At 71.4% G+C, this 25621-nt stretch carries 26 protein-coding genes; 12 read left to right on the top strand and 14 right to left on the bottom strand.

The features are described from left to right. The first annotated feature begins 46 nt into the window (after nt 1-46). The 3 genes from hisD to OG407_RS06810 all read left to right on the top strand — a co-directional run bounded on the left by hisD (nt 47) and on the right by OG407_RS06810 (nt 4332). Nucleotides 47-1348: a histidinol dehydrogenase gene (gene hisD, locus OG407_RS06820; RefSeq protein WP_405855990.1), complete on the top strand. Its 1302-nt coding sequence runs from the start codon at nt 47-49 to the stop codon at nt 1346-1348. Continuing rightward, a complete protein-coding gene (locus OG407_RS06815) occupies nt 1345-2115 on the top strand; it encodes an SDR family NAD(P)-dependent oxidoreductase (protein ID WP_405855988.1) in 771 nt (256 codons plus the stop codon). The genes hisD and OG407_RS06815 overlap by 4 nt, the downstream gene beginning before the upstream one ends. 297 nt (nt 2116-2412) lie before the next feature. Next, complete coding sequence (locus tag OG407_RS06810) at nt 2413-4332, top strand: hypothetical protein (RefSeq protein ID WP_405855986.1); 1920 nt, start codon at nt 2413-2415, stop codon at nt 4330-4332. A gap of 35 nt (nt 4333-4367) precedes the next feature. On the opposite strand, the gene OG407_RS06805 is transcribed toward OG407_RS06810, so the two are convergent. Next, the gene (locus OG407_RS06805) at nt 4368-4766 is read right to left on the bottom strand and encodes a nuclear transport factor 2 family protein (RefSeq protein WP_366495006.1); all 399 of its coding nucleotides are present in this window, start codon (nt 4764-4766) and stop codon (nt 4368-4370) included. Between the two features lie 70 nt (nt 4767-4836). On the opposite strand from OG407_RS06805, the gene OG407_RS06800 reads away from it, so the two are divergent. Together OG407_RS06800 and OG407_RS06795 are read left to right on the top strand one after the other, a co-directional pair. Then, nucleotides 4837-5400 carry a PadR family transcriptional regulator gene (locus tag OG407_RS06800; protein ID WP_405855984.1) on the top strand — a complete coding sequence of 188 codons (564 nt, stop codon included), beginning with the start codon at nt 4837-4839 and terminating at the stop codon, nt 5398-5400. A 5-nt stretch (nt 5401-5405) separates the two neighbouring features. Next, nucleotides 5406-6131, top strand: a complete 726-nt coding sequence (locus tag OG407_RS06795) for a class I SAM-dependent methyltransferase (RefSeq protein ID WP_405855982.1) — start codon at nt 5406-5408, stop codon at nt 6129-6131. 12 nt (nt 6132-6143) lie between these two features. Here OG407_RS06795 and OG407_RS06790 read toward each other — a convergent pair whose 3' ends face one another. Together OG407_RS06790 and OG407_RS06785 are read right to left on the bottom strand one after the other, a co-directional pair. Then, complete coding sequence (locus tag OG407_RS06790) at nt 6144-6956, bottom strand: alpha/beta fold hydrolase (protein WP_405855980.1); 813 nt, start codon at nt 6954-6956, stop codon at nt 6144-6146. Nucleotides 6957-7034: 78 nt separating this feature from the next. Further along, complete coding sequence (locus OG407_RS06785) at nt 7035-7868, bottom strand: alpha/beta hydrolase (RefSeq protein ID WP_405855978.1); 834 nt, start codon at nt 7866-7868, stop codon at nt 7035-7037. 141 nt (nt 7869-8009) lie between these two features. On the opposite strand from OG407_RS06785, the gene cynS reads away from it, so the two are divergent. Beyond that, on the top strand, nt 8010-8456 hold the full coding sequence (gene cynS, locus OG407_RS06780) for a cyanase (RefSeq protein WP_403594657.1): 447 nt from the start codon (nt 8010-8012) through the stop codon (nt 8454-8456). A gap of 10 nt (nt 8457-8466) precedes the next feature. Here the strand turns inward: cynS and OG407_RS06775 are convergent, their stop codons facing one another. After that, complete coding sequence (locus OG407_RS06775) at nt 8467-9612, bottom strand: RNA polymerase sigma factor (RefSeq protein WP_405855976.1); 1146 nt, start codon at nt 9610-9612, stop codon at nt 8467-8469. Beyond that, a complete protein-coding gene (locus OG407_RS06770; RefSeq protein WP_405855974.1) occupies nt 9609-10034 on the bottom strand; it encodes a YciI family protein in 426 nt (141 codons plus the stop codon). Before OG407_RS06770 ends, OG407_RS06775 begins: the two co-directional genes overlap by 4 nt. A 260-nt stretch (nt 10035-10294) precedes the next feature. Here OG407_RS06770 and OG407_RS06765 point away from each other — a divergent pair, with 260 nt between their 5' ends. Together OG407_RS06765 and helR are read left to right on the top strand one after the other, a co-directional pair. Then, nucleotides 10295-11530 carry a glycosyltransferase gene (locus OG407_RS06765; RefSeq protein WP_405855972.1) on the top strand — a complete coding sequence of 412 codons (1236 nt, stop codon included), beginning with the start codon at nt 10295-10297 and terminating at the stop codon, nt 11528-11530. Nucleotides 11531-11625: 95 nt separating this feature from the next. Beyond that, complete coding sequence (gene helR, locus OG407_RS06760) at nt 11626-13827, top strand: RNA polymerase recycling motor ATPase HelR (RefSeq protein WP_405855970.1); 2202 nt, start codon at nt 11626-11628, stop codon at nt 13825-13827. A gap of 53 nt (nt 13828-13880) precedes the next feature. Here the strand turns inward: helR and OG407_RS06755 are convergent, their stop codons facing one another. From OG407_RS06755 to OG407_RS06740, 4 genes are all read right to left on the bottom strand, one after another. Further along, complete coding sequence (locus tag OG407_RS06755; protein ID WP_327406116.1) at nt 13881-14624, bottom strand: GntR family transcriptional regulator; 744 nt, start codon at nt 14622-14624, stop codon at nt 13881-13883. A 154-nt stretch (nt 14625-14778) separates the two neighbouring features. Beyond that, complete coding sequence (locus OG407_RS06750; RefSeq protein WP_405855968.1) at nt 14779-15945, bottom strand: serine hydrolase domain-containing protein; 1167 nt, start codon at nt 15943-15945, stop codon at nt 14779-14781. A 97-nt stretch (nt 15946-16042) separates the two neighbouring features. Continuing rightward, on the bottom strand, nt 16043-16447 hold the full coding sequence (locus OG407_RS06745) for a nuclear transport factor 2 family protein (RefSeq protein ID WP_405855966.1): 405 nt from the start codon (nt 16445-16447) through the stop codon (nt 16043-16045). Nucleotides 16448-16457: 10 nt separating this feature from the next. Continuing rightward, a complete protein-coding gene (locus OG407_RS06740; RefSeq protein ID WP_405855964.1) occupies nt 16458-17426 on the bottom strand; it encodes an acetylxylan esterase in 969 nt (322 codons plus the stop codon). A gap of 103 nt (nt 17427-17529) precedes the next feature. Between OG407_RS06740 and OG407_RS06735 the strand changes: the two genes are divergently transcribed. After that, nucleotides 17530-18888, top strand: a complete 1359-nt coding sequence (locus OG407_RS06735; RefSeq protein WP_405855962.1) for an 8-oxoguanine deaminase — start codon at nt 17530-17532, stop codon at nt 18886-18888. A gap of 216 nt (nt 18889-19104) precedes the next feature. On the opposite strand, the gene OG407_RS06730 is transcribed toward OG407_RS06735, so the two are convergent. From OG407_RS06730 to OG407_RS06720, 3 genes are all read right to left on the bottom strand, one after another. Next, entirely contained in the window at nt 19105-19779 is a 675-nt protein-coding gene (locus OG407_RS06730; RefSeq protein ID WP_405855960.1) for a hypothetical protein, read from the bottom strand. Nucleotides 19780-19880: 101 nt separating this feature from the next. After that, on the bottom strand, nt 19881-20636 hold the full coding sequence (locus OG407_RS06725; RefSeq protein WP_405855958.1) for a ferredoxin reductase: 756 nt from the start codon (nt 20634-20636) through the stop codon (nt 19881-19883). Continuing rightward, entirely contained in the window at nt 20629-21234 is a 606-nt protein-coding gene (locus tag OG407_RS06720; RefSeq protein ID WP_405855956.1) for a sulfite oxidase-like oxidoreductase, read from the bottom strand. The genes OG407_RS06725 and OG407_RS06720 overlap by 8 nt, the downstream gene beginning before the upstream one ends. Before the next feature lie 285 nt (nt 21235-21519). Here OG407_RS06720 and OG407_RS06715 point away from each other — a divergent pair, with 285 nt between their 5' ends. Further along, nucleotides 21520-22446: an NADP-dependent oxidoreductase gene (locus OG407_RS06715; RefSeq protein WP_405855954.1), complete on the top strand. Its 927-nt coding sequence runs from the start codon at nt 21520-21522 to the stop codon at nt 22444-22446. Further along, entirely contained in the window at nt 22443-23165 is a 723-nt protein-coding gene (locus OG407_RS06710) for a GNAT family N-acetyltransferase (protein WP_405855952.1), read from the top strand. Before OG407_RS06715 ends, OG407_RS06710 begins: the two co-directional genes overlap by 4 nt. A 22-nt stretch (nt 23166-23187) precedes the next feature. Here OG407_RS06710 and OG407_RS06705 read toward each other — a convergent pair whose 3' ends face one another. Next, nucleotides 23188-23589: a MarR family winged helix-turn-helix transcriptional regulator gene (locus OG407_RS06705; RefSeq protein ID WP_405868313.1), complete on the bottom strand. Its 402-nt coding sequence runs from the start codon at nt 23587-23589 to the stop codon at nt 23188-23190. 287 nt (nt 23590-23876) lie between these two features. Between OG407_RS06705 and OG407_RS06700 the strand changes: the two genes are divergently transcribed. After that, a complete protein-coding gene (locus OG407_RS06700) occupies nt 23877-24665 on the top strand; it encodes a putative protein N(5)-glutamine methyltransferase (protein WP_405855950.1) in 789 nt (262 codons plus the stop codon). Between the two features lie 47 nt (nt 24666-24712). Here the strand turns inward: OG407_RS06700 and OG407_RS06695 are convergent, their stop codons facing one another. Then, the gene (locus OG407_RS06695; protein WP_405855948.1) at nt 24713-25435 is read right to left on the bottom strand and encodes a hypothetical protein; all 723 of its coding nucleotides are present in this window, start codon (nt 25433-25435) and stop codon (nt 24713-24715) included. Nucleotides 25436-25621: the final 186 nt, after the last annotated feature.

Genomic DNA, 25621 nt, shown 5'->3' with positions numbered 1-25621 from the left:
GTCCGGCACCCCTCTGTCGCGAACCACCCGCAGAAAGGCCGCAGTTGTGGCAACGATCCTGAAGCACGCCGTGCCCAAGTCGGAGGTGACCGCCTCGCTCGCCCAGGTGCGCGAGACCGTGACCGGCGTCATCGCGGACATCCGCGCGCGCGGTGACGAGGCGGTGCGCGCCTACTCCGAGAAGTTCGACAAGTGGAGTCCCGACTCCTTCCGGCTGACCGACGAGGAGGTCGAGAAGATCATCGCGTCGGTGCCGCAGCAGGTCATCGACGACATCCGCTTCGTCCAGGACCAGGTGCGCACCTTCGCCCGCCACCAGCTCGACTCCTTGCGGGAGTTCGAGGTGGAGACCCTGCCGGGCGTGCGGCTCGGGCAGAAGCACATCCCGGTGCAGGCGGCGGGCGCCTACATCCCCGGTGGGCGTTACCCGCTCACCGCCTCCGCCCACATGACCATCGTCACCGCCAAGGTCGCGGGCGTGCCCCGGGTCGTGGCCTGCACGCCGCCCATCCACGGGGAGATCCCGGCCGCCACCGTCGCCGCGATGCACCTCGCCGGCGCCGACGAGATCTGGCTGCTCGGCGGGGTGCAGGCCGTGGCCGCCATGTCCGTCGGCACCGACACGATGCGGCCCGTCAACCTGATCGCCGGGCCCGGCAACGCCTATGTCGCCGAGGCCAAGCGGCAGTTGTTCGGGGAGATCGGCATCGACCTGTTCGCCGGGCCGACCGAGATCCTGGTCCTCGCCGACGACCAGGCCGACCCGTTCGTGTGCGCGGTGGACCTGCTCTCGCAGGCCGAGCACGGCCCGGACTCCCCGGCCGTCCTCATCACCACCTCCCGCGAGGTCGCCGAGAGGACCATCGCCGAGGTCGAACGCCTCCTGCCCGGCATGCCCACCCGCGACTTCGCCGAGCCCGCCTGGCGCGACCACGGCCAGGTCCACGTCGTCGACACCCTCGACGAGCTGTACGCCCTCGCCGACGAGTTCGCCTTCGAGCACGTGGAGGTGCTGACCGCCGAACCACGCCTCGCGCTGGAGCGGATGACCCAGTACGGCGCCCTGTTCCTCGGCGAGGGCACCTGTGTGTCGTTCGGCGACAAGGTCATCGGCACGAACCATGTGCTGCCCACACGTGGTGCCGCGCGCTATACCGGCGGCCTGTGGGTGGGGAAGTACCTCAAGACGGTGACCTATCAGGAGGTCACCGACACCGACTCCCAGGCGCTCCTCGGCCGGCTGTGCGGACGGGCGGCCCGCGTCGAGCTGTTCGAGGGCCACGCGCGCTCCGGCGACGTACGGGCGGCGAGGGCCGCGGGCGACGAGCTGCCCTGGAACACCGCGTGACCCTGGACGGTCGTACGGCGCTCGTCACCGGTGGGGGCGGACCGCTGGGGCGCGCCTTCGCGCTGGCCCTCGCGGACGCCGGGGCCCGGGTGATCCTGGTCGGGCGCAACGAGGCGGCACTCGCGGAGGCCGCATCACGCGTGGTCAAGGACGGCGGACAGGCCCGTACGGCGGTGTGCGACGTCTCCGACCCGCAGGCTGTCAGCGTCCTGGCCACCCAACTCGCGGACGAGGACGTGTCGTTGCTCGTCAACAACGCCGGAGTCACCGGTCCCGTACGGCCGTTGGTCGACATCGAACCGGACGAGTGGGACGACGTGTTCGCCGCCAACGTCCGGGGCGTGTACCTGATGTGCCGCGCGTTCCTGCCGCCGATGCTCGCGGCCGGGCACGGTGACATCGTCAACGTCGCCTCGGTGAGCGGCAAGCGGCCACTCCTCAACCGCACCCCGTACACCGCCTCCAAGATGGCGCTGCTCGGCCTGACCCGGACCCTCGCCGGGGAGGTCGGCCCGCAGGGGATCACGGTCAACTCCCTTTCTCCTGGCCCTGTTCGAGGCCCGCGCATGGACCGGAACTTCCGGCTCACCGCCGAACTGACCGGCTGCACGGTCGAAGAGGCCGAGCGCGACTTCGCCTCCCGGGCCGCCCTCGGCCGGCTCGTCGAGGAGCACGAGGTCGCACAGGCGCTCGTGGCGATGCTGGCGATGCCCGGCCTGTGCGGGGCCGACATCGACCTGTCGGCCGGGATGATCGCCCCGTCGTAGCTGAACGGGGTACGGAAAACGGCGAGGTGGACGGCTGACGAGCCGCCCGCCTCGCCGTCGCGCGTACGGGAACACGCCCGCTATGACAACTCTGTGTGACCGCCATGAAATGGTCCGCCTGATCCGAGGCATCGGGCTCGTATATGTGTGTGCCGCCCGCCTATTCCCTGGTTCTCACGGCTGCTTCACTCCCTCGTGCGCACCTTCGGTGCCTCCGCCGGACCGTCCGCACCCCCGCGTTCGACGGTCCGCCGGTCACACTGCGCGACGGCGCATCGATCCCTGGGAAGGCAAGCAATGACGCTGATCACCCGACGCTCGGTCCTGATCGCCGGTACCGCCACGGCCGGAGCCGTACTCGTGCCGGCGGTCTCCGCCACCGCCGCGCCGACGGCCACCAAGGCGGCCAAGGCTTCGGGCAAGCGGATCTCGGTCGCCTCCGGTGAGACGTACACGGTCTCCGCCACCACCCGAGTGAGTGAGCTGTCCATCGCCGCCGGCGGCACGATCGCCGCCCCGGACGGCTCCAGCCTCTCCCTGACCGTCGACGGAGTGGAGACCGGCCAACTCCTCACCGCCACCGGCGGAACGGCCACCCTGGTCCAGGCCGGCACCTACCGGGGCGACGTCGTCCTGACCGTCGCCGCGGCCAACGAGGTGACGTACCAGACGCTCACCTTCCCGTTCCGGCAGGCGGTGTACGTCGACGGCGACGGCGTGGTCACGGACAAGTCCGTCCTCGCGGCCGTCCTCGGCGGCAAGCTCACCGACGCCTACGCGAAGAACGTGTCGATCACCTCGACCGGCGAGTGCTTCGACGGCGTGTACGTCCAGGACGCCACCTACACCCTCGACCAGCCGTCCATCTCCCTTACGGGCAACGGCCGTTGCGACTTCGCGGGCTACGGTGCCGCGGTCGTCGGCGACGGCTCCGCGACCACGCTCGTCGTGGACGGCGCCCGCATCGACAACAAGGGAGTCGTCCGCACCGCCGTCATCGCCAACGACGGCGCCAACGTCATCGTCAAGGACTCCGTCCTCCGCGCCCGCAACGGCGTCCTGCCCGCCGACTACCAAGCCACCGTGGAAACGCCGTACATGGAGTCCGTGCCCTGGATGCTCGGCCTCGACGGCAACGTCCGCGCGACCAACCTCATCGGCAAGAACAGCAAGGCCACCTACCTCAACTCGACCGTGTTCTCCGAGACGTGGGGCGCCCTGTCGGTCGAGGGCGGCAGCGGACTCAAACTGACCGCCATCAACAGCCACTTCGGCAACACGGGGGAGTACGGCTACGGCACCTACGCCATCGGCGACGCGACCGTGCGGGTGCTCGGCTCCCGGCTCGACGTCGGCAGCTACGCGACCATCATCGCGGGACCGGCGGCGGTCGTGCACTACGGCGACAGCACCAGGTCCGCCGTCTCCGCGCTCAACACCGAGCTGGAACTCGGGCTGTCCAAGGCCGAGTTGGCGTCCATCCCGGCGCGCAACACCGTCGTGGACTCCGGGCACTTCGGCTACATGTTCTTCGGCGCCGGCCAACTCACCCTCGACGGCGGCACGGTGGTCAACTCCGACCGGGCCACCTTCCTCAACAAGGGCCAGCAGACCACGATCAGCGTCGACGGCTCGCAGGGCGCCCGGCTCAACCCGCGCGACGGGATCATCCTCCAGATGATCGAACTGGACGACCCGGGCCCGGTCCCGGTCAACGGCAAGATGATGAACATCGGCGTCTACACCGAGCCCACCGGCGACCCGGCGAAGGACGCGAGCTTCGACCCGACCGCCGTGCATGCCACCGACGGAGCCGCCACCTTCAACTCCATAGCGTTGAAGGGCGACTTCTACAACGGCATGCGCACGGGCAAGAACATGGTCCTCACCTTCGCGGGCGCGAGCGTCGAGGGCGTGATCTCCGCGACGAAGGCCAAGCACCGGGTCTCCAGCATCGACGCGTCGACCTTCTACGAGCTGGGCATCGTCACCAACACCGCCCAGGCCGCCGTCAACAACGGCGCGATCGTGCAGCTGAACAGCGGCTCGACGTGGACGGTCACCGGCACCTCGTACCTGACCCGGCTCGCCCTCGCCGCCGACGCGACCGTCAAGGCGCCCCGCGGCAAGAAGGTCACGCTGACGGTCGACGGGACGGCCACGGCCATCACGGCGGGCCAGACCTACACGGGCGCCCTCACCCTGACCGTCGCGTGAGCCATGGCGGAGGCGCGCCGCTCAGGGCCCGTACTTCACGCGAGCCGCGCCTCCGCCTCCTTCGCGATCCGCTCGAACTGCGCCCCCATGGCCGCCTGGAGAGCCTGCGCCCCCGACAACGGCCGGACCATGACCGTCAGTTCGTCGATCAGGCCCTCCTCGTCGACGTGGATGAAGTCGCACCCGGTCAGCTCCCGGTCGCCGACCCGCGCGGCGAACATCAGCGCGCTGTCGCTGCCGTCCGGGTCGCCGATCTCCCGCACGTACCGGAAGTCCTCGAAGACCCGCGCCACCCCGTGCAGGATCGCCGCGGTGATCGCCTTCCCGGGGTACGGCTTGAACACGACCGGGCTGGTGAAGACCACGTCCTCGGCCAGCAGCGCCTCGACGGCGTCCATGTCCTGCGCCTCGACCGCCTCACGGAACGCACGCATCGGTTCACCTCATAGTCAATTTGTTGAGTAGGTGTGGATGAGACTAATCAACGGCTGTTAGCGTGTCCACATGTCCCTCAAGTACGCGGTCCTCGCGGCCCTCCTGGAAGGCGAGGCCTCGGGCTACGAGCTGGCGAAGGTGTTCGACGTGTCGCTGGCCAACTTCTGGCCCGCGACACCGCAGCAGCTCTACCGCGAACTGGAGCGCCTCGCCCAGGACGGGCTGATCGAGGCACGGGTCGTACAGCAGGAACGCAGGCCCAACAAAAGGATGTTCACGCTCACCGAGGCCGGCCGGCGCGACCTCGGCACCTTCGCCGCCGAGCCGCCCCGGCGCCCCACCGCCATCCGCGACGAACTCCTCATCAAGATCCAGGCCATGGACGGCACCGACCCCGCCGTGACCCGCGAACTGATCGAGGAGCGCAGGTCGTGGTCGCGCGGCAAGCTCGACCGCTACGGGCGCGTACGGGACCGTCTGCTGGGCGGCCGGACCGAGGAGGAGTACCTCCGGGACGCCGACCGCATCGGGCCGTACCTCACGCTCATGGCCGGGATCACCTTCGAGGAGGAGAACCTGCGCTGGTGCGAGCGCGTTCTCGCGATCCTGAAGCAGCGCGTTGCCCTAGGCTGACCCGGATGTTCAGCCCCGAAGGCCCCAGTCTGCGCGAACTCGCCGTCCAGGCACTGTCGTCCGTCGAGCACGGCTACGACCTCCTCGCGCCCAAGTTCGACCACACCCCGTTCCGCACACCGGCCCCGCTGCTCGACGCGGTCGCCGCGATGCTGCGCCGCGTCGGCCCCTTCGACGACGGACTCGACCTGTGCTGTGGCACCGGCGCGGGCGTCGAGGTGCTGGCGAAGGTGTGCCAAGAGAGCGTCACCGGCGTCGACTTCAGCACGGGCATGCTCGACGTCGCACGGGAGCGCACCCGAGCCGCAGGCCCCCGTGTGTCATGGGTGCGCGGCGACGCCAGGGCCCTGCCGTTCACCTCGGCCTTCGACCTGGTGGTGAGCTTCGGGGCGTTCGGCCACTTCCTGCCCCGCGAACTGCCGGGACTGTTCGAACAGGTCCACTCGGTACTGCGGCCCGGCGGCTGCTTCGCCTTCCCCGTCGTCGCACCGCCGCGTCCCACATCGCCGGCGTACTGGATGCTGTCCGGCTTCGACGCGGTGATGAAGGTACGCAACGCCGTCTGGCGACCGCCCTTCGTCATGTACTACCGGGACTTCCAACTCGGTTATGTCCGGCCGGAGTTGGAGCGGATCGGATTCGACGTCGACCTCTACGCGATGCCCGAGTTCGGGCATCGCGGCGACGGCAGCCCCCGCGTCCGCATGGTCGCGGCGCGACGGCTGCCGTAGCCGGAGGGGTTCTCAACCCGTCGCTGTCGCCGCCGACCTGATGACCTTCGTGACCAGGTCGGGGTGGGAGATCATCACGACGTGCGAGGAGTCCACCACGGTCGTGTGCGAACCGGCCCGCTTGGCCTCGAAGCGCTCCAGGTCGGGTGCGATCGCCCGGTCCTGGGTCGCGACGACCGCCCACGAGGGGATGTCGCGCCAGGCCGCCGCCGTGGCGACGTCCGTGAACGCGGCTGCGCTGATGGGCCGTTGAGAGGCCCCCATGAGTGCGGACGTGGACGCCGGGAGGTCGGCGGTGAACACCGCGTGGAACTTCGCCGTCTGGATGGCCAGGTCGGTACCGCCCGCGCCGTCGGGCAGCGGCTGCAACGCGTCGCTCAGCTGCGAGCCGGGGAACCGCGCGCCGAGTTCGCCGAGTTGCTCGCCCTTGTCGGGGACGAAGGCGGCGACGTACACGAGCGCCTTCACGCTCGCGTCGCCCGCGGCCGCCTGGGTGATCACCGCGCCGCCGTAGGAGTGTCCTACGACGACCTTCGGACCGTCGATCGTCTTGAGGATCGCGGAGATGTAGGCGGCGTCCGAGGTCAGCCCCCGCAGCGGATTGGCGGGCGCCACGACCGTGTACCCCGCCTTCTGCAGCCGGGAGGCCACGGCCGACCAGCTGGACGCGTCGGCGAACGCCCCGTGCACCAGGACCACGGTGGGCTTCGGCCTGGAGCGCGAACCCCCGGTGGCGGACGCGGCCGAGGCCGGGAGCGCGGTGGCCGCGAGGGTGCCGGCCGCCGCAACCACCCCCAGAAGCAAGGGTCTACGGGAAATCGTCATCGGTCGGCTCCAGTTGAGGTCGAGGAGATCGGCGTCGTACGCGTGCTCATCGGTACCGGGCGCGGGCCGCACGGGAGTTCAGGCATAGCGGCGCACGAACGACAGGGCCGTGTCCGCGACCTCCTGCCAGCCGTGGTCGATGGTCAGCGCGTGGCCCCGGTCCTTGATCTCGGTGATCTCGGTGACGTTCTTGTTGTGCTGCTGCTTCTTGTAGGAGGCGTTGGCGATCGACCACGGCACGGTGTGGTCCTTCTCGCCCGAGATGATCAGGAGCGGGCCGCGCTCGGGGTTCCCCGTGTCGACCTTCGCCTCTGTCCACGGGTTGAGGTTCGCCGTGGCCGCCTGGAACAGCGGGGCACCGGGCGCGGGCACGGCGAACGTCTCGTACAACTCCCGCGCCTCCTCCTCGCCGACGGCGTTGGCGAAGCCGTAGCGGAACTGGTCGTAGGTCAGGGGGACCGCGCGATTGCGGTTGGCGGGGTTGCTGAGGACGGGTGCGGAGGAGCGCAGCGCGGAGATCGGCAGCGGCAGCACGCCCCGGAACGGTGCCGGGTCGATCGCCACGGACGCGGCGGAGAGTCCGCGCCCGGCGAGGATCTGCGTGAGCAGTCCGCCGAAGGAGTGGCCGACGATCGCCGGCTTGCGGGTCAGTGTGCCGATCAACTGCGCGAGATGGTCGGCGACTTGCCCGACCGTCTTGCCCGCCATGACCTCGGGGTGCTCGTTCGCCTCCTTGACCGTCTCCGGGTCGTCGGGCCAGGACAGCGAGACCGGCGCGTACCCGGCCTGCTCGAAGTGCGCCGCCCAGCGGTCCCAACTGCTCGGCAACAGCCACAGACCGTGGACGAAGACGACCGGCGTGCGTTCGGCGGCGTTCGCCCGCTCGATCTGCTGTACGTCGACATGGGTCATGCCCGCAGTATGCGTCGGTGGGGTCCTGGAGTCTGTTGCACGGCCGCACTTGGTGCGGGACGGCGCCATTGTCGCGGCCTGGGCGATCTCCTACGCTGAACGGCGTGGGGGCAAGAGTGCTGTCCGGGAACGGAGTTGTGCATGCTCAGCAAGGGTGAAGCCGGCGAAGCGGTCCGTCAGGCCAAGGTGAAGACCGGTGTCACATGGGCCCAGTTGGCGGAGGCCGTGGGCCGACCGCTCGCGTGGACCACCGCGGCCCTGCTGGGCCAGCACCCCATGTCCAAGGACGAGGCGGCGACGGCCGCGGCCCTCCTCGAACTCGGTGAGGACGAGGTCCTCGCCTTCCAACTCCAGCCGACCCGGGGCGCGTTGGACGCGGCCGTACCCGTGGACCCGACGATCTACCGGCTCTACGAGGTCATCCAGGTCTACGGCCCCACCATCAAGGAACTGATCCACGAGCAGTGCGGCGACGGCATCATGAGCGCCATCAACTTCCGCCTCGACGTCAGCCGCGTGCCCGACCCCGCCGGTGACCGGGTCGTCATCACCCTCGACGGCAAGTACCTGCAGTACCAGTGGGAGTGACCGTGCCCCGTCAGCGACTCCGGCTCGCGTTGAGCCGGGCGGCCTGACGGGTCAGGTGGTCGCGCTCGGCGAGGTTGGGCGCCTTGCGCGCCGCCTCCGCGTACAGCCGGGCCGCCGTTTTCAGGTCGCCGTCGCGTTCGTGGAGATAGGCCGCGACCGCCGTGTACCGGGGGAGGGAGTCGTCCAGTACCGCGAGCGCGGCCAGGCCGGCGCGCGGGCCGTCCGCCTCGCCCACGGCCACCGCGCGGTTGAGGCGGACGATCGGGCTGTCGGTCAGACCGACGAGTTCGTCGTACCACTCGACGATCTGCACCCAGTCCGTCTCCTCGGCGGCGGGCGCGTCCGCGTGGAGCGCCGCGATCGCCGCCTGCGCCTGGAACTCGCCCAACCGGTCCTGGGCGAGGGCGACTTGGAGGATCGTGACGCCCTCGGCGATCGCCGACGTGTCCCAGCGGGCACGGTCCTGTTCGGCGAGCGGCACCAGGCTGCCGTCCGGCGCGGTCCGGGCGGCGCGCCGGGCGTGGTGCAGCAGCATGAGCGCGAGCAGGCCCGCGACCTCGGGGTGGTCGATCGCGGCGGCGAGCTGCCGGGTGAGCCGGATCGCCTCGGCGGCGAGGTCGACGTCGCCGGAGTAGCCCTCGTTGAACACCAGGTAGAGGACGCGCAGCACGGTCGCGACATCGCCGGGCTGGTCGAAGCGCACATCGGAGACGGTGCGCTTGGCCCGGCTGATCCGCTGCGCCATCGTCGCCTCGGGCACCAGATAGGCCCGTGCGATCTGCCGGGTGGTGAGCCCGCCGACGGCGCGCAGGGTGAGCGCGACCGCCGACGACGGGGTCAACTTCGGGTGGGCGCACAGGAAGTAGAGCTGGAGGGTGTCGTCCGAGACGGGCGCCGGCCCGGGAGCCGGCTCCTCGTCCACGAGGTCCTCGCGCCTACGGCGGGCGGTCTCCGCCCGCGTCGCGTCGAGGAACCGCCGCCAGGCCACCGTGACCAGCCAGCCCTTCGCGTCCCGCGGCGGATCGTCCGGCCACACCCGGACCGCCTCGACGAGCGCGTCCTGCACGGCGTCCTCGGCCGCCGCGAAGTCCGCTCCGCGGCGGACGAGGATGCCGAGCACGCCCGGCGTGAGGCTCCTCAGCAGGACCTCGTTCACTTAAATGTGCACTCCGTGTCCGTGACGGTGGAGTGCACGCCCAGGAACGGGCGCAGCTCCAGCCACTCGTGGATCGACTTGCCACCGGCCCCGGGCGCGGCCGACAGCTCACCGGCCAGCTCCACGGCACGCTCGTAGCTGTCGACGTCGATCACCATCCAGCCGGCGATGACGTCCTTGGTCTCGGCGAACGGGCCGTCGGTGACCGGCGGGCGGCCCTCCCCGTCGTAGCGGACGAACGTTCCCTCGGGGGAGAGCGCCTGGCTGTCGACGAACTCGCCGGTCTTCTCCAGGCGGGCCGCGAAGTCGTTCATGTACTGGACGTGGGCCGTGATCTCCTCGGGTGCCCACTGGTCCATGGGGACGTCGTTCACGGGGGCGGGGGCGCCGCGGTAGTGCTTCAGGAGCAGGTACTTGGCCATGGTCGTTCTCCTCGGTGCCGGTGCGACCCATTGTGGTCGCGTTCACCTCGGGGACGGAGCCGGGCGCGGGTTCTCGACATCGGCGGGCGGATTTTTTCGCCGCGCACTTCGCGAGGTCTGTGGGGGAGGGTGGGAAGGGAGGCGTACTCACTCCTCTTCCCTTCTTAACGTATAGCGCACCGGGGGGCTTGCGGCAAGGCCCCCGGTGTGCCGCAGAATGTCCGGCCTGAGGCCATGACCTGCGGAAACGGGAGTGCGGAATGCGTGTGTTGTTGACGACGTGGGGATCGCGCGGGGATGTCGAACCGCTCGCGGGACTCGCGTCGCGTCTGCTGGAACTCGGCGCGGAGGTACGGGTGTGCGCGCCGCCGGACGAGGAGTTCGTGGAGCTGCTGGCCCGGGCCGGTGTGCCGCTGGTGCCGCTCGGTCCGTCGGTGCGCTCGGTGGTGACCGGTGCGAAGCCGCCGTCGGCGGAGCGGGCGTTCCAGCTCGCGCCCGAGCTGGTCGCCGCCCGCTACGAGACGCTCACGGAGGCGGCCGAGGGCTGTGACGTGCTGCTGGCCACCGGACTGATGCCGGCCGGCGCCCGCTCGGTGGCCGAGAAACTCGGCATCCGCTATGTGCTCGCCTGCTTCCACACGGCCGGACTGCCGTCGTCGAAGTACCCGCCGCTCTCCCGGCCGGGCCATGCGTCCTCGCCGGGGGAGACCGACATCAAGGTGCTGTGGGAACAGGACGCCCAGCGCGTGAACGCCCTGTACGGCGAGGCGGAGAACCGGCACCGGGCGGAGCTCGGCCTGCCGCCGGTCGGGAACGTGCGGGACTACGTCTTCACCGAGCGGCCGTGGCTGGCGGCGGACCCGGTGCTGTTCCCGTGGCAGGACCACACGGATCTCGACGTCGTGGTGACCGGCCCGTGGATCCTGCCCGACGAGCGCCCGCTCCCGGCCGATCTGGAGACGTTCCTGAACGCCGGTGAGGAGCCGGTGTACGTGGGGTTCGGCAGCATGGCCCTGCGCACCTCGCCGGACTTCGCCCGGGTCGCCGTCGAGGCGGTCCGCGCGCAGGGCCGCCGGGTGCTCCTCGCGCGGGGCTGGGCGGGCCTGGCCGCGGTCGACGACCGGGACGACTGCTTCGTCGTAGGCGAGGTCAACCAGCAGGCGCTCTTCCGGCGGGTCGCCGCCGTCGTGCACCACGGCGGCGCGGGCACCACGACGACCGCCGCGCTGGCCGGTGCGCCGCAGCTGGTCGTGCCGCAGATCGCCGACCAGCCATACTGGGCGGCAGGGGTGGCCGAGCTGGGCATCGGCGTCGCACACGACGGGCCGACGCCGACCTACGACTCCCTGTCGGCCGCGCTCACCACCGTCCTGGCCCCCGGAATCCGGGACCGGGCACGGGCCGTGGCCGGCACGATCCGCACCGACGGGACGACAGTGGCCGCGAAGATGCTCCACGACATGGTCAGCGGGGAAGGGCGGTCCACGCACGCGTGAACCGGCCGAACCGAGCACACGAGAAACCGCACGCACCGGTCCCCACGCCCAGCCGCACGCCGGGCCGTGAGCGACCTCAGATCGGAATTGATGCCGTGAACCCCCTGACCACCAGCGCCTTCGACCTTCCCGACCGGCTCTCGGCGAAGGCCGACCCGGCGCTGATCGCCGCCGACGAGCAGCACTTCGCGGCGATCGCGGAGAGCCTCGACCGGTCGATCGCGGAACTGACCGAGAGCCTCGACACCGCGCGCAGGGCACCCGGCGGCATCGGCCGGGCGGCGATGGACCGGGACACGGAGATCCACCGGCTCACCACACGGCTGCGGACCCTGCGTCGCTTCGGCCTGGACCTGTGCCTGGGCCACATGGTGGACGCCGACACCTCCGAGCCCGTGTACATCGGACGGCTCGGTCTCACCGACAGCACGGGCCGACGGCTGCTGCTCGACTGGCGCTCGCCCGCGGCGGAGCCGTTCTTCGGCGCGACCCACGCCAACCCGATGGGGCTGGCGAGCCGCCGCAGGTACCGCTGGACGCGCGGCCGGATCAGCGACTACTGGGACGAGGTCTTCACCGCGGACGGCTTCGCCGGGCACGCCGCGCTCGACGACCAGTCCGCGTTCATCGCCAGCCTCGGCGGCAACCGCTCGGGCCGGATGCGCGATGTGCTCGGCACTATTCAGGCCGACCAGGACGCCATCATCCGCGCGGGATCACGCGGCGCGCTCGTCGTCGACGGCGGCCCCGGCACCGGCAAGACCGTCGTCGCCCTGCACCGCTCCGCCTACCTCCTCTACTCCGACCCGCGCCTCGGGCACCGCAGGGGCGGTGTGCTGTTCGTCGGTCCGCACCGGCCCTATCTGGACTACGTCGCCGACGTCCTCCCCAGCCTCGGCGAGGAGGGCGTGCAGACCTGCATCCTGCGGGACCTCGTCGCCGAGGGCGCCGCGGCGGTCGCGGAGGCCGATCCGGAGGTGGCCCGGCTGAAGTCCTCCGTGCAGCTGGTGCGGGCGATCGAGCCCGCCGCCCGGTTCTACGAGGAGCCGCCCACCAAGGGCATGAACGTCACCACCCACTGGTCCGACATCTGGCTGAGCCCCGAGGACTGGGCCGTCGCCTTCGAGGCGGCCGAACCCGGCACCCCGCACAACGAGGGACGCGAGCAGGTCTGGCAGGAGCTGCTCACGATCCTGGTCGACAAGCACGACGACACCGCCTCGCCGCGGGACGGTGAGGACGGGCAGGTCACGCCCGAGCAGCTCCGGCGGTCGCTGCGGCAGAACCGGGAACTGCTCACCGCCTTCAACCGCGCGTGGCCGCTGCTGGAGGCGGCCGACCTCGTCGGCGACCTGTGGACGGTACCGGCCTACCTGCGCAAGTGCGCCCCTTCGCTGAGCCGCGACGAGGTCCAGCGCTTGCAGCGCGCGGACGCCCAGGCCTGGACGGTGTCCGACCTCCCGCTGCTCGACGCGGCACGGCAACGGCTCGGCGACCCCGAGTCGGCGCGCCGCAAGCGCCGGCAGGAAGCCGCCGTCGCCGCCGAACACGCCCGCAGGACCGACGTCATCGACAGCCTGCTGCAGAACGTCGAGATCGACGAGAGCGAGGGCGCGATGGGCATGCTCCACGGAAAGGATCTACGGGACGCGCTGATCGACGAGGCCGCACAGGTGTCCGCCGTCGAACCCGACCTGCTCGCCGGGCCTTTCGCGCACATCGTCGTGGACGAGGCGCAGGAACTGACCGACGCGGAATGGCAGATGCTCCTGCTGCGCTGCCCGTCCCGCAGCTTCACCATCGTCGGCGACCGCGCCCAGGCCCGGCACGGATTCACCGAGTCGTGGCAGGAACGGCTGAAGCGGATCGGCCTCGACCGGATCAACCTGGCGTCGCTGACGGTCAATTACCGCACCCCGGAAGAGATCATGACGGAGGCCGAGCCGGTCATCCGTGCCGTGCTGCCGGACGCCAACGTGCCGACCTCCATCCGCAGCAGCGGCATCCCCGTCGTCCACGGACCCGTCTCCGACCTGGAGTTGGTCCTGGACACCTGGCTCGCCGAGCACGCGGACGGCATCGGCTGTGTCATCGGTACGGCCGGGATGGACGCGGACATCTTCCGGGCGAGGCCCCGCGTCCGGGCGTTGACTCCCGTGCTGTCCAAGGGACTTGAGTTCGACCTGGTCGTCCTTCTCGACCCGGAGAAGTTCGGTGAGGGCATCGAGGGAGCCGTCGACCACTATGTGGCGATGACCCGGGCGACACAGCAACTCGTCGTGCTCACTAGCGCTTAAGTCTGCCTGGCGCGCGGCGAGTTGGGACCCGCCGCGCGCCGACGTCCTTGGTGTCAGCCTGCGGCGGGCAGCGTGAACTCGTAGATCAGGGCGTCCTGTTGGGCCTCCACCACCAGGTCGGTGATCTCCAGCGGGCGCGCGTACTGGTCGTGCACGCGGCGGGTCACCCGCACCGAGGGCGCGTTCGCGACCTGGGTGATGGCGTCCCGGTGGTGCAGGGTCAGACCGGCCCGGCGCATCCAGTCGTAGGTGCGCCGGAGTTGGGCGGCGGCGGAGCCGTCCGCGCGGTCGCGGTAGCGGGCCAGTTCCTCCACCTCGGCCAGCGCCACCGCCGAGAAGGACGTGACGGCCGTACGCAGTCCGCTGCCGTCGGCCGCTGCGGACGCGTAGCGGTGCACCAGGGTCGGCCGGTGCGGGGCGATGCCCAGGGCCTCGGCGTGGTCCGGCGGGGGAGTCTCCCAGGCGACGGTGGCCCGGTCGAAGCCGGTCGGGTCCGTGCTGCGGGCGCCGACCGGGAAGGTGAGGGAGGAAGGGGTCTCGACGGGCTGTCCTGTCAGGGTGGCGTGGCTGCCGCGCCGGTCGGTGGCGACCAGGCCGTCCCTGCGCAGCACCTCCAGCGCCTGTCTTATGGTCTCCCGGCTGACCTGGAAGTGCTCGGCCAACTGCCGTTCGCCGGGCAGGCGTTCACCGGGCGGGATGGTGCCGTCGTGGAGTTCGCCGAGCAGTTGCGTGGCGACTCTCCCGTAGAGGGGCTGGTCGTCGGCGGTCGGGTGGTCGTGGGGGGTGGTGCGGGCCATGCCGCGCCTCCTGTTGGTGACAAGACTGATGGTAGAACCGGTAACAATTCGTAGCCGTGCGGGCTCGTTGCGCGACCAGATCTAGCATTGGTCTAAACCACCAGGGAAGAGCGGCAGGGCAGTTAGGCCGAAACCGACCCGCGCCGATCACTCCTCACAGGGCGTCGTACAGGGCGTCGATCAGGCCCATCTTCCGTGGGTCGTCCGCGATATGGCGCCCCATCCGGTTCATCACATAGCCCATCGACACCCCCGCCTCCGGGTCGGCCAGACCGAAGGAGCCGCCGAAGCCGTCGTGTCCGAAAGCCCTCGGGTTGCGACCGTACGATCCGTTCGGGCCGCTGAGCCACAGGCCGAGTCCGATCTCCGTCTCGTGCGCGAAGCCCGCGCCGATCACCAGGTCACGGCAGCGGCCCTGCCCCTCGCGCGCCCGCTCGACCGCCTCGGGGGACAGGACGCGGTGGCCGGCGTAGGACCCGCGCCCGGCGAAGACGCCGTACAGCGCCGCCACGGCGCGCGCCGTGCCGTGGCCGTTCGCGGCGGGGATCTCCGCGGCGCGCCACTCCGGGGTGTTGGCCTCGGCCGCGCCCGCGAGCGGGTTGGTCAGCGCGGCGATGGCCGCCGGTGTCAACTGGCTGAAGACCGCGGCCTGTTCACTCGCCGGTGGGGCGGGCGCATGCACCAGCTCGGCCGCCCGGCCGGCCTCCTTCTCCGGCAGCCCGATGGTGAAGTCGATCCCGAGCGGGCCGGTGACCTCGCGCTCCAGGAAGGCGCTCGGGAGCAACCCCGAGACGCGGCGCACCACTTCGCCGACGAGGAAGCCGTAGGTGAGCGCGTGGTACCCGGACCGCGTCCCCGGCTCCCACCAGGGCTCCGTCGCCGCGAGCCGCTCGGTGGTCAACTCCCAGTCGTAGAGCTGCGCGAGAGAGTGCGGCTCGCGCAGGCCGGCCAGTCCGGCGCGGTGCGAGAGCAGGTGGCGTACGAGGACGTTCTCCTTGCCGGCGGCGGCGAACTCCGGCCAGTACGTGGCCACCGGGGCGTCGAGGTCGAGCAGGCCGCGGTCGGCGAGGATGTGGGCGCACAGGGCCACCGGGCCCTTCGTCGTCGACCACACGTTGACCACGGTGTCCCGCTCCCAGGGGCGGGTCCGTGCCTCGTCGGCCCAGCCGCCCCAGAGGTCGACCACGGTCTCGCCGCCGACGGTGACGGTCAGCGCGGCGCCCAGTTCGTCGCGGTCCCGGAAGTTCTCCTCGAACGCCGTGCGCACCGCGGTGAAGCGGGGGTCGCAGTGGCCGTCGACGGCTGGCTGGTGCTCGGACATGGGGCCTCCGTGGTGTGCCGGGCGTCCGGGCCGCGACGCTGCGGCCCGGAACCCTGAACATACCGACTGGTCGGACTGACCGGAAGGCGCCGTACGCTCAGTTCAGGAACAAGGTGCCGGCCGGCTCCCGGTGGCCCGGCTCCGTGTGCCAGTAGTCGCGGGTCTCCACGGCCAGACCATCACCGTCGAAGCGCACGAAGACACAGCCGGCCAGCGTGGACGGCTCACCGTCCTCCTCGGCCAGCACCCTGAACTCGGCCACGGCGACACTGTGTTGACCGACGACCGGCGCCGAGAACCGCACATCGCCCACCCGCTCGGCCGCGAACGACCACCGGAGATAGGCGGCCAACCCGGCCCGCCCCCGGTGCGGTTCACGGAACGGCATCGAGCGGTGGACGCAGTCCTCGGCGTACAGCTCCAGCAGCGTGTCCACGTTGTGCTCGGCCCAGGCGCGCGCCCAGACCCGCACGAACCGTTCGGCGGCCTCTCCGGTGTTCATTCCGCGCCCCTCAGACGTACGACCGCAGCCAGTCCAGCTTCACGGCCTCCTGGTAAGGACCGCCGCCCTCATGGTCGTTGAAGTCGTACACCTCGATCTTCTTGTCCTCGTGCGCCCACGCGTTGAACGCGGCGAACACCGTCGAGGGCGGGCAGGTCTGGTCCTCCAGGCCGGTCGAGAAGAGCGCGGGGGCGCGGCCCCGGGCCGCGAAGTGGACGCCGTCGAAGTACGAGAGCGTGCGCAGGACGTCCTCGGTGCGGCCGCGATGGGTCTTGAGGTAGTTGCCGATCTCCCGGTACGGGTCGCGGTCCGTGAGGGTCGCGGCGCGCGGGTAGTCGCACAGGAACGGCACGTCCGGCGCGATCCCCGCCAGGTCACCCACCAGTCCGCCGACGGCGATGGTGATGCCGCCGCCCTGACTCGTGCCGAGGGCCACCGTGCGCGCCGGGTCGACCAGGGGGTGGGAACGGGCCGCCTCGACGGCTCGCACGCCGTCCGTGAACACCCGGCGGTAGTAGTAGTTCTCGGGGGCGTCGATGCCCCGGGTCATGAAGCCGGGGTACGCGGGCGCGCCGCCCACCGGGTCCGGGGTGCCACCGCCGCCGCCCCACGCGCTGCCCTGCCCGCGGGTGTCCATGATGAAGTGCGCGCGGCCCGTCGAGGCCCACAGCAGGTTCTCGTGCGGGAGGCCGCGCCCACCGCCGTAACCCACGAACTCCACGACCAGCGGCAGGGGTTGGGCCGCGTCGGCCGGCAGTCGCAGCCAGCCCTTCACCGGGTGACCGCCGAACCCGGCGAACGTCACGTCGTACACCTTCACCGTGGACAGTCCCGTGTCGACCGGTTCGAAGCGGGCGTCCAGATCGTGCTCGCGGGTCTCCTGGAGGGTCTTGGACCAGAAGGCGTCGAAGTCCTCGGGCTCGGCGGAATCGCTGCGGTACGCGCGGAGTTCGTCGAGCGGAAGGTCGAACAGGGCCATCGATGACCGCCTTTGCGACGTGTGAGTGCGGATGATCACACCGTACGTGTGACATCGGAGGACTCGCCAGGCTCGTGCGGCGCCCCGCGCCTACCATGTCGGCATGTCGTCAGCCGTGGACCTGCTGGTCAAGGACGCCGAACTGCTCGTCGTGGACGGCGAGCGGGAGATCCCGGGCGGCTGGGTCGCCGTCACGGGTGGTCGGGTCACCGCCGTCGGTGCGGGAGGGACCGAGCCCGAGGCGCTTGCGACCGTCTCCGCCGCCGGGAGGCTCGTCACCCCGGGCCTGATCAACACGCACCACCACATCTACCAGAACCTCACCCGCTCCTACGCCCCCGCCGTCAACGGCACCCTCTTCGACTGGCTGACCACGCTCTACCCGCTGTGGGCGAGCCTCGACGAGGAGGCCGCGTACGTGTCGGCGTACGTCGGCATGGCGGAACTCCTCATGGGCGGCTGCACCACATCCTCCGACCACCTCTATGTGCATCCGCGCCCCTACCTGGTCGACGCCGAGATCCGCGCCGCCCGTGACATCGGCTTCCGCTTCCACGCGACCCGCGGTTCGATGACCCGCTCCGTCGAGGACGGGGGACTGCCGCCGAGGAGCGTCACACAGAGCACCGACGAGGTACTGGCCGACAGCGAGCGGCTGATCAAGACCCACCACGACCCGGAACCGGGCGCGCTGATCCGGGTCGCGCTCGCACCCTGCTCGCCGTTCTCGGTCACCAAGGACGTGATGACGGCGACCGCGGAACTCGCCGAGCGGTACGACGTACGCCTGCACACGCATCTCGCCGAGGACCGCGACGAGGACACGTACTGCCTGGAGACCTACGGCTGCCGGCCCGTCGAGTACTTCGAGGACACCGGCTGGATGAGCGACCGCACCTGGGTAGCTCACTGCATCTACCCGAACGACGACGAGCTGCGCCGCCTCGCCGCCGCGGGGGTCGGCGTGGCGCACTGCCCCAGCTCCAACATGCTCATCGGGGGCGGCACGGCGAGGGTGAAGGAGATGCGGGAGCTGGGGCTGCCGGTGGGGATCGGCTGTGATGGTTCCGCCTCGACCGATCACGCCTCGTTGTGGATGGAGACGCGGGGTGCGCTGCTGCTGGGGCGCTATCGGGGCGGGCCCGGTGCGATGACCGCGCGGGACGCCCTCGACATCGCGACGCGGGGTTCGGCGCGGTGTCTGGGGCGGGCTGACGAGCTGGGGCACCTGCGACCGGGCGCGTGTGCCGACCTGGTCGTCTGGGATCTGCACGAGGTCGCGCTGGCCGGGGCGGTGAGTGATCCCGTCGAGGCGTGGCTGCGGTGCGGGCCCGCGCGGGCGTGGACGACGGTTGTGGGCGGACGGGTGCTGGTGGAGCGGGGCGAGCCGGTGCTGGCCGGGTTGAGGGATGTGCTGCGGGACCATGGGCGGGTTGCTCGGCGGATGCAGCGAGGGGTGTAGGGGCTGCGGGTGGGGTGCGGTGGCGTGGCTCAACTGGCTTGTGGGCATAGGTTGTTGAGGTGTCAGGCCGGTCGGGGTGGTCGTGGGTGGTGTGCCACGCCTGCGGCACCCGTCGCGGCCCGTCGGACGTTACGCCCGCCTCCGTCTTCTCCGGTTCGTCACGCCCGTCTCCGTCATCTCCGGTTCGTCACGTCCGCCTCCGTCACTTCAGGTTCGTCACGCCCGGCGTCGGGTCCACTGCGGCTCCGTGAGCGCCCAGTCCCGTTCCCACTCGGCCAACCGGTGTCGCAGGGAGACCCGTTGGGTCACCGCCCGCGCGAGAAGGGCCAGGCCGATCACGCCGGCCGCCGACCACATGCCGACGGTCACCGTGTGCTGCCAGACGGCCACCTCACCCGGTGGCGGGGCGACACTGTGGCCCTTGGCGTCGAGCCATACGGCCACCACGTCACCGCGTCCCGTGTCCGCCGGGACCGCGACCGTGGCCGTACGCGTGCCCTTGCCCGGCTCGGTCCAGCGCACCGCCACCGGGAAGCTGCGCGGGCGGTTCCCCTCCACGGAGGGGAGCTGGGCGGGCGGGTTGCCGATCACCTTCGCGTGGACGCGATGACGGTCGGCGCGCTGGGTCGCGGCGATGGTCCGGGCCTGGTCATGGGCCCACAGGCCCGCGGCGGCGCCGGCCAGGGGCGCGCCGACGAACAGCAGGAGGGTGACGGCCAGCGCCGTCCACGCCTCCACGACATCCGACCGGCGCCGCAACGGATTCCGCCGTCGGCGTCGACTCCGTACCCGGGTCCGCATGTCGGTCTCCTCGCCGTCACCGGTGCCGAGGAACCGTAAGGCCGGAAGCCCTCTGTGGGGCCGGTCCGCCGCCGCCTCGACACCGCGCACGCATGCGAGCGTCCACACAGAAGTCGTACCCCCTCCGAGGTACTTCTCTCAACCGGAGCCGAGTGGATCGGCCGGGAGACCGCGTGTCGACCAGTAGATCCTCAGCCGAACCGTTCGATGCGGATGCGGTCCACCGGCTGGCCCGCCTCGACCAGGAGTCGCGAGGCGTGCTCGGCGAAGCCGTTGGAGCCGCACACATAGGCCTCCCATCCACCAGCGGGCTGCTCGGCCAGGAGCGGCGCCACATGCGCGGCGGCCATACGTCCCACCGGCACACCCTCCGGCGCGCTGCGCGTGAACACGGCCGTGGTCTCGGCGCCGTACTCCCGCGCGTAGATCAACTCCTCGGGACTGCGCGCCGACACCACCAGCCGCAGCGGCACGGACAGGTCCCGCGCCCGGTGCTGCCGGAGCATCGACATCAGCGGTACGACCCCGGAACCGGCGCCCAGCAGCAGTGCGGGCCGGTCGCCGGGCCAGGCGAAGAAGCCGCTCAGCGGGCCGCGCACCTCGACCTCGTCACCGGGCCTGGCCACCGTGTGGAACCAGCCCGACACCTCACCGCCCTCGACATGGTCCAGGGTCAGCTCCACATACCCGGCGTCGTCCGGGTGCGAGGCGATCGAGTAGTGGCGCTGCGCCACATAGCCGTCCTCGGCGCGCAGCCGCAGCATCAGGTGCTGGCCGGGCAGATGTCCGGCCCAGCCGGGCACCGCGAACCGGAACGACGAGGCGTGTGGCGTCTCCCGGCGGATCTCGGTGAGCGTGGCGGTCTGCCACACGGCGGCGGCGCGGTTGCTCACGGCGATGCGTCCCGGCACCGCGAACCTGGTGTCGGGCGCGAAGGTGTCAGTCACCGGAGTACCGCTGTTCCTCCCAGGGGTTGCCCCGGGCGTGATAGCCGTTCTGCTCCCAGAAGCCCGGCTCGTCGTGGTCGAGGAGACGCAGGCCCGCGATCCACTTGGCGCTCTTCCAGAAGTACAGGTGCGGCACCAGCAGCCGGGCGGGGCCGCCGTGCTCGGCGGGCAGCGGCTTGCCGTCGTACTCCCACGCGATCCAGGCCCGGCCGCCGGTCACGTCTTCGAGCGGGAGGTTCGTGGTGTAGCCGGTGTGCGAATACGCGACCACATGTGTGGCGGACACATGGGGCCGCACCACATCGAAGAACGCGTCCAGGAAGACGCCCCCGAACCGCACCCCGAACTTCGACCAGCTCGTCACACAGTGGATGTCACCCTCGTAGGCCGACGAGGGCAGCTCGTGCGCCTGCGTCCAGTTCCACGTGTGCGGCTGCTCCACGAGTCCGTCGACGCGGAACGTCCAGTCGGCCGGTGCCAGGTCGGGGGTGACCTCGGCGGACAGGACGGGCCAGTCGTCGCCCGCGTCGTACTGGCCGGGCGGCAGGCCGGCGTCGGGGACGCGCGGGCGTCCGGTGAAGCCTCGGGTGACGTGCATACGGGTGGAGCCTCCAGGCCGCTGCGGCGCGGGTCCGCCGGGCGAGCGTGATCAGTGGTTTCTCGTTTCAACGGTACGCGTCCACGAGGTATGCCCAGGTCCGAGGGTGCCCGGCGATCGTTGCGGCCGTATGAACTCTCCGTGCTCCGGGGAATAGCCGCCCGGCGGTCGACCTTGGTCCTCAATGCGGCTTGAGTGCGGAGAACCGGTGGTCGTGCCGCCGCTGTGCGGCTGTTGTCGTGACCACAGCTGATCCGGTGACTGCGAAGGAGAGTGAGGGAACAGATGCCGAAGGCGTACGTCTTCACGCGTTACGGGGGACCCGAGACCGAGGCACTCGTCGAGGTCGACCGGCCCAGCCCCGGTCCGGGTGAGGTCCTCGTCGCGGTGCGCGCGGCCGGGGTGAACCCCGTCGACTGGAAGCAGCGCACCGGCTACCGGCGGCCCGGCGAGACCGGCTCGCGCGCGTTCCCCGCGGTCTTCGGCCAGGAGGTCTCCGGAGTCGTACGGGAGATCGGTGCCGGAGTCTCCGGATTCGCCGTCGGCGACGAGGTGTTCGGCAGCACCGTGGCCGGCGGATACGCCGAGTACGCCCTGCTGCCCGCCACGGTCACCGCGCACAAGCCCGCCGAGCTGTCCTTCACGGACGCCGCCACCCTGCCCGTCGCCGCGGCGACCGCGTACGACGGGATCCGCCAGCTCGACCTGCCCGTCGGCGCGACCGTGCTGATCACCGGCGCGGGCGGCGGCGTAGGCTCCGCGGCCCTGCAGATCGCCCGCGCGCTGGGACTGCGCGCCGTGGGTGTGGCGAGCGAGGGCAAGAAGGACTTCGTGGAGTCGCTGGGCGCGGTCCACGTCCCCTCCGGACCGGACCTGGCCGCACGTGTACGGGCCGTCGCCCCGGACGGCGTCGACGGCGCCTACGACCTCGTCGGCGGCGAGGTGCTCGCCGAGGCGGCCACGCTCCTCACCGACCCCGCGAAGCTGATCACCGCCGGGGCGCCCGCTCCCGAGGTCGAGAAGCTCGGCGGCGCCCGTGTCGAACGCGCCCGCAACTCCGCCGTCCTCGACGCGCTCGCGCAGCTCGTGATCAAGGGCCAACTGGACCCGCACGTGACCCGGACCTTTCCGCTCGACCAGGCCGGCGAGGCGCTGAGCACCGTCGAGGCCGGTCACGCCCGCGGCAAGATCGTGATCGAGGTCGCCGTATGAGCACGTCCGACGAACGCGTCCTCGACAACCCGGCCCGCGCCGCCCTCACCGGCCCGCACGCCCACTTCGCCGAGCGGCGCGGACGGGTGCTGCGCTACCCGGTCGACGTGACCCCGTGGCTGGCCCTGCCCGACGAGCCCGACGCCGACGACTGGGCGGACGTCGCCGCGATGTCCGGGCCGGGCGCCGAGATCCCGCTCCTCGGGTTCCGGGACCGGGTGCCGGACGACTGGGAGATCACCTTCCACATCGACGGCGTGCAGATGGTCGACGACGGGCTGGCCGCCGCACCGGAGCCGGAGGCGATCGTCCTCGGCCCGGCCGACGTCCCCGAGATGCTCGACCTCGTGGAACGGACCAAGCCCGGCCCCTTCCTGCCCCGCACCGTCGAACTCGGCACCTACCTGGGCATCCGCCGCAACGGCGCCCTCGTGGCCATGGCCGGCGAACGGCTCCACCCGCCCGGCTGGACCGAGATCAGCGCGGTCTGCACCGACCCCTCCGCCCGTGGCGAGGGACTCGCGAGCCGTCTCATCCTGGCCGTCGCGCACGGCATCCGCGAACGCGGCGAGACCCCGTTCCTGCACACCGGCGCGGGCAACGCCACCGCCATACGGCTGTACGAGTCCCTGGGCTTCCGGCTGCGCCTCAACACCGCGTTCCTCGCGGCACGGGCGCCGGAGCACCTGACGCAGTCGCGGTCCGTGGGGGTGTCGTAGAACCGAAGGGGCCGGTGGCCGCTCAGCCGCCGCCCTCGGTTTCGCCCGGCCACGCGTTGTAGCGCTCCAGATAGCCGGCGAACCGGGTCAGGTCCTCCTCGGGCCAGTCCGCGAGCCGCTCCCGGAAGGCGGCCTGGCGGTTCTCGGTGACCTGGGCGAGGATCCGGCGGCCGGCGGGCGTGAGGTGCAGGACCTGGACGCGGTGGTCCTCGGGGTCGGGGCGGCGCTCGATGAGGTCGGCGCGTTCCAGCGCGGCGACCTGGCGGCTGACGGTGGACTTGTCGAGGGCGTAGTGCGCGGCGAGGTCGGTGGCGCGGCAGCCGTCCTGCTCCTCCAGGTGGCTGAGCAAGGTGTACGACACCAGTGACAGCTCGGGATGGAGGCGGCCCGCCGAGGCGCGGGCGCGCCGGGCGAAGATCGTCATCTCGCGCTGGATGGTCTCCACGGCCCGGTCCGCTCGCACTGGAATCTCCCTCGCTCAGCTGCTTGTTGCAGAATACAACTCAGAGAGGTACTCGGCCCCGCGCGGGCCCGGTGGCTGGGGTAGTGTGCTCCTCGGTCGCGGACGGTCGCGGCCCTGAACTCCTGGGAGGTGAGACCCATTACCGCTGTGTCAGGTCGGGTGCTCTCACCTCAGGACAACGCGGATCACCGCCGCTAGGTGACCGCGAGAGCGCCCTTCGGTTACCGCCCGAAAGGCTCTCGGCTCTCATGCCCCCTCTTTCCCCCGCCTCCGTCGTCACCGCGCTCCGCGCCGCGGGCTGTGTCTTCGCCGAGGACGAGGCGCGACTGATCCTCTCCGCCGCGCGCACCCCGGACGAACTCGCCGCGATGGTGGACCGCCGGGTCGCGGGCCTGCCCCTCGAACACGTCGTCGGCTGGGCCGAGTTCAGCGGCCTGCGCATCACCGTGGAACCCGGCGTCTTCGTGCCCCGCCGCCGTACCGAGTTCCTCGTCGAACAGGCCCTCGCGCACGCCCCGGACGCGTCCGTCGTCGTGGACCTGTGCTGCGGCACCGGCGCGGTAGGCGCGGCCCTCGCCGCAGCCCTCGGCCGGGTCGAACTGCACGCCGCCGACATCGACCCCGTCGCCGTGCGCTGCGCCCGCCGCAATGTCGCTTCCTACGGCGGCCAGGTCCACGAGGGCGACCTCTTCGCCGCGCTGCCCGACGCATTGCGCGGTCGCGTCGACATCCTCGCGGCCAACGTGCCCTACGTCCCCACGGGCGAGGTCGGCCTCCTACCCGCCGAGGCCCGCGACCACGAACCCCTGGTCGCCCTCGACGGCGGCACGGACGGCCTCGCCATACTCCGCGAGGTCGCGACCGGTGCCCCCGCCTGGCTGGCTCCCGGCGGTTGCCTCCTCGTCGAGACGAGTGAGCGTCAACTCCCGGCGGCGGTCGAGGCGTTCACGCGTGCTGGGTTGGAGACGCGGTCGGCGTATTCGGAGGAGTTGTACGCGAATGTTGTGATCGGGGTCGGGGTGGCGGGGGCGGTGTAGCGCGCGAGTGTCGAAGGTGTCCGTGAAGGTCCGGCTGGCGGTGCGGGTCAGGTCGTGGCGTCGCTGCCGGACGGGCTCAGCGTGGCGCTGGGGCTGTGGTCGCCGCGTCCCCAGGGGCCGGGGCCTCGGCCGTTCGGGCCGCCGCGTCCGTCGCCGGGGCCCTTGTGGTCGAAGGTGCCTGTGAAGGCTCGGTCGGCTGTGCGGGTGCCGGTGTTGGAGCGGGTGCCGGTGAGGGAGGTTGTGTCGCCCTTCTTGAGGGCGGCGGTGCCCTGGGGGGTGGCGGCCGAGCCCACGGTCCAGGTCCAGGACGTGCCGTCGTCGCTCTTGACGGTGACCTGGTCGCCGTCGACCTTCGTGACCGTTCCGCGCTGCCAGATCCGTACGACCCACTTGCCGGTGGCGTTGTCCTTGACCGTCGCCTCGCCGTGCACGGCCGCGCCGCCGAGGCCGAAGCCGCCCCCGTGCCGGAAGCCGGGTCCGCCGGGCGACGGTGTTCCCGACGGGGAGCCCGCGGCGGCGGGTACGGCGGCGCTGCCCGTACCCCCCGACGTCGCCGCGTAGGCGACCGTTCCGCCGAGCGCCAGTACGCCCACGGTGGCCACGGCGATCACCGCCCGGGAACGCCTCGACCGCTGTCGCCACAAGCGGTCGAGACCGCCATCGCGTTCAGCTCCGCCGGGGCCCGTGAGCACCTCCCACTCCGGTGCGTGGTCGGGCATCGGAGGTACCGCCGCGCTGTCGTCGGCTTCGTGCTCAGGATCGTGCGTCACGGCTCGCTCCCTAGGCCACGCGCGCGGCACCCCACCGGCACGCCTGCCTGTGATTCTCCGGGGTGGGCGATAAAGAAGCGGTAATAAATCCCTGTGAATCGGGAGCGGGGCGACTCCCCGTGGCCCACGCCATGACCCACCCCATGACCCATCCCCGATTGTGCAACTAGTTGCATAAAGGCCTCC

This window comes from Streptomyces sp. NBC_01515, assembly GCF_045040345.1.
GTDB lineage: Bacteria > Actinomycetota > Actinomycetes > Streptomycetales > Streptomycetaceae > Streptomyces.
Note: the sequence above shows the minus strand (reverse complement) of the source record. Positions and strands in the feature narration are given on the sequence as shown.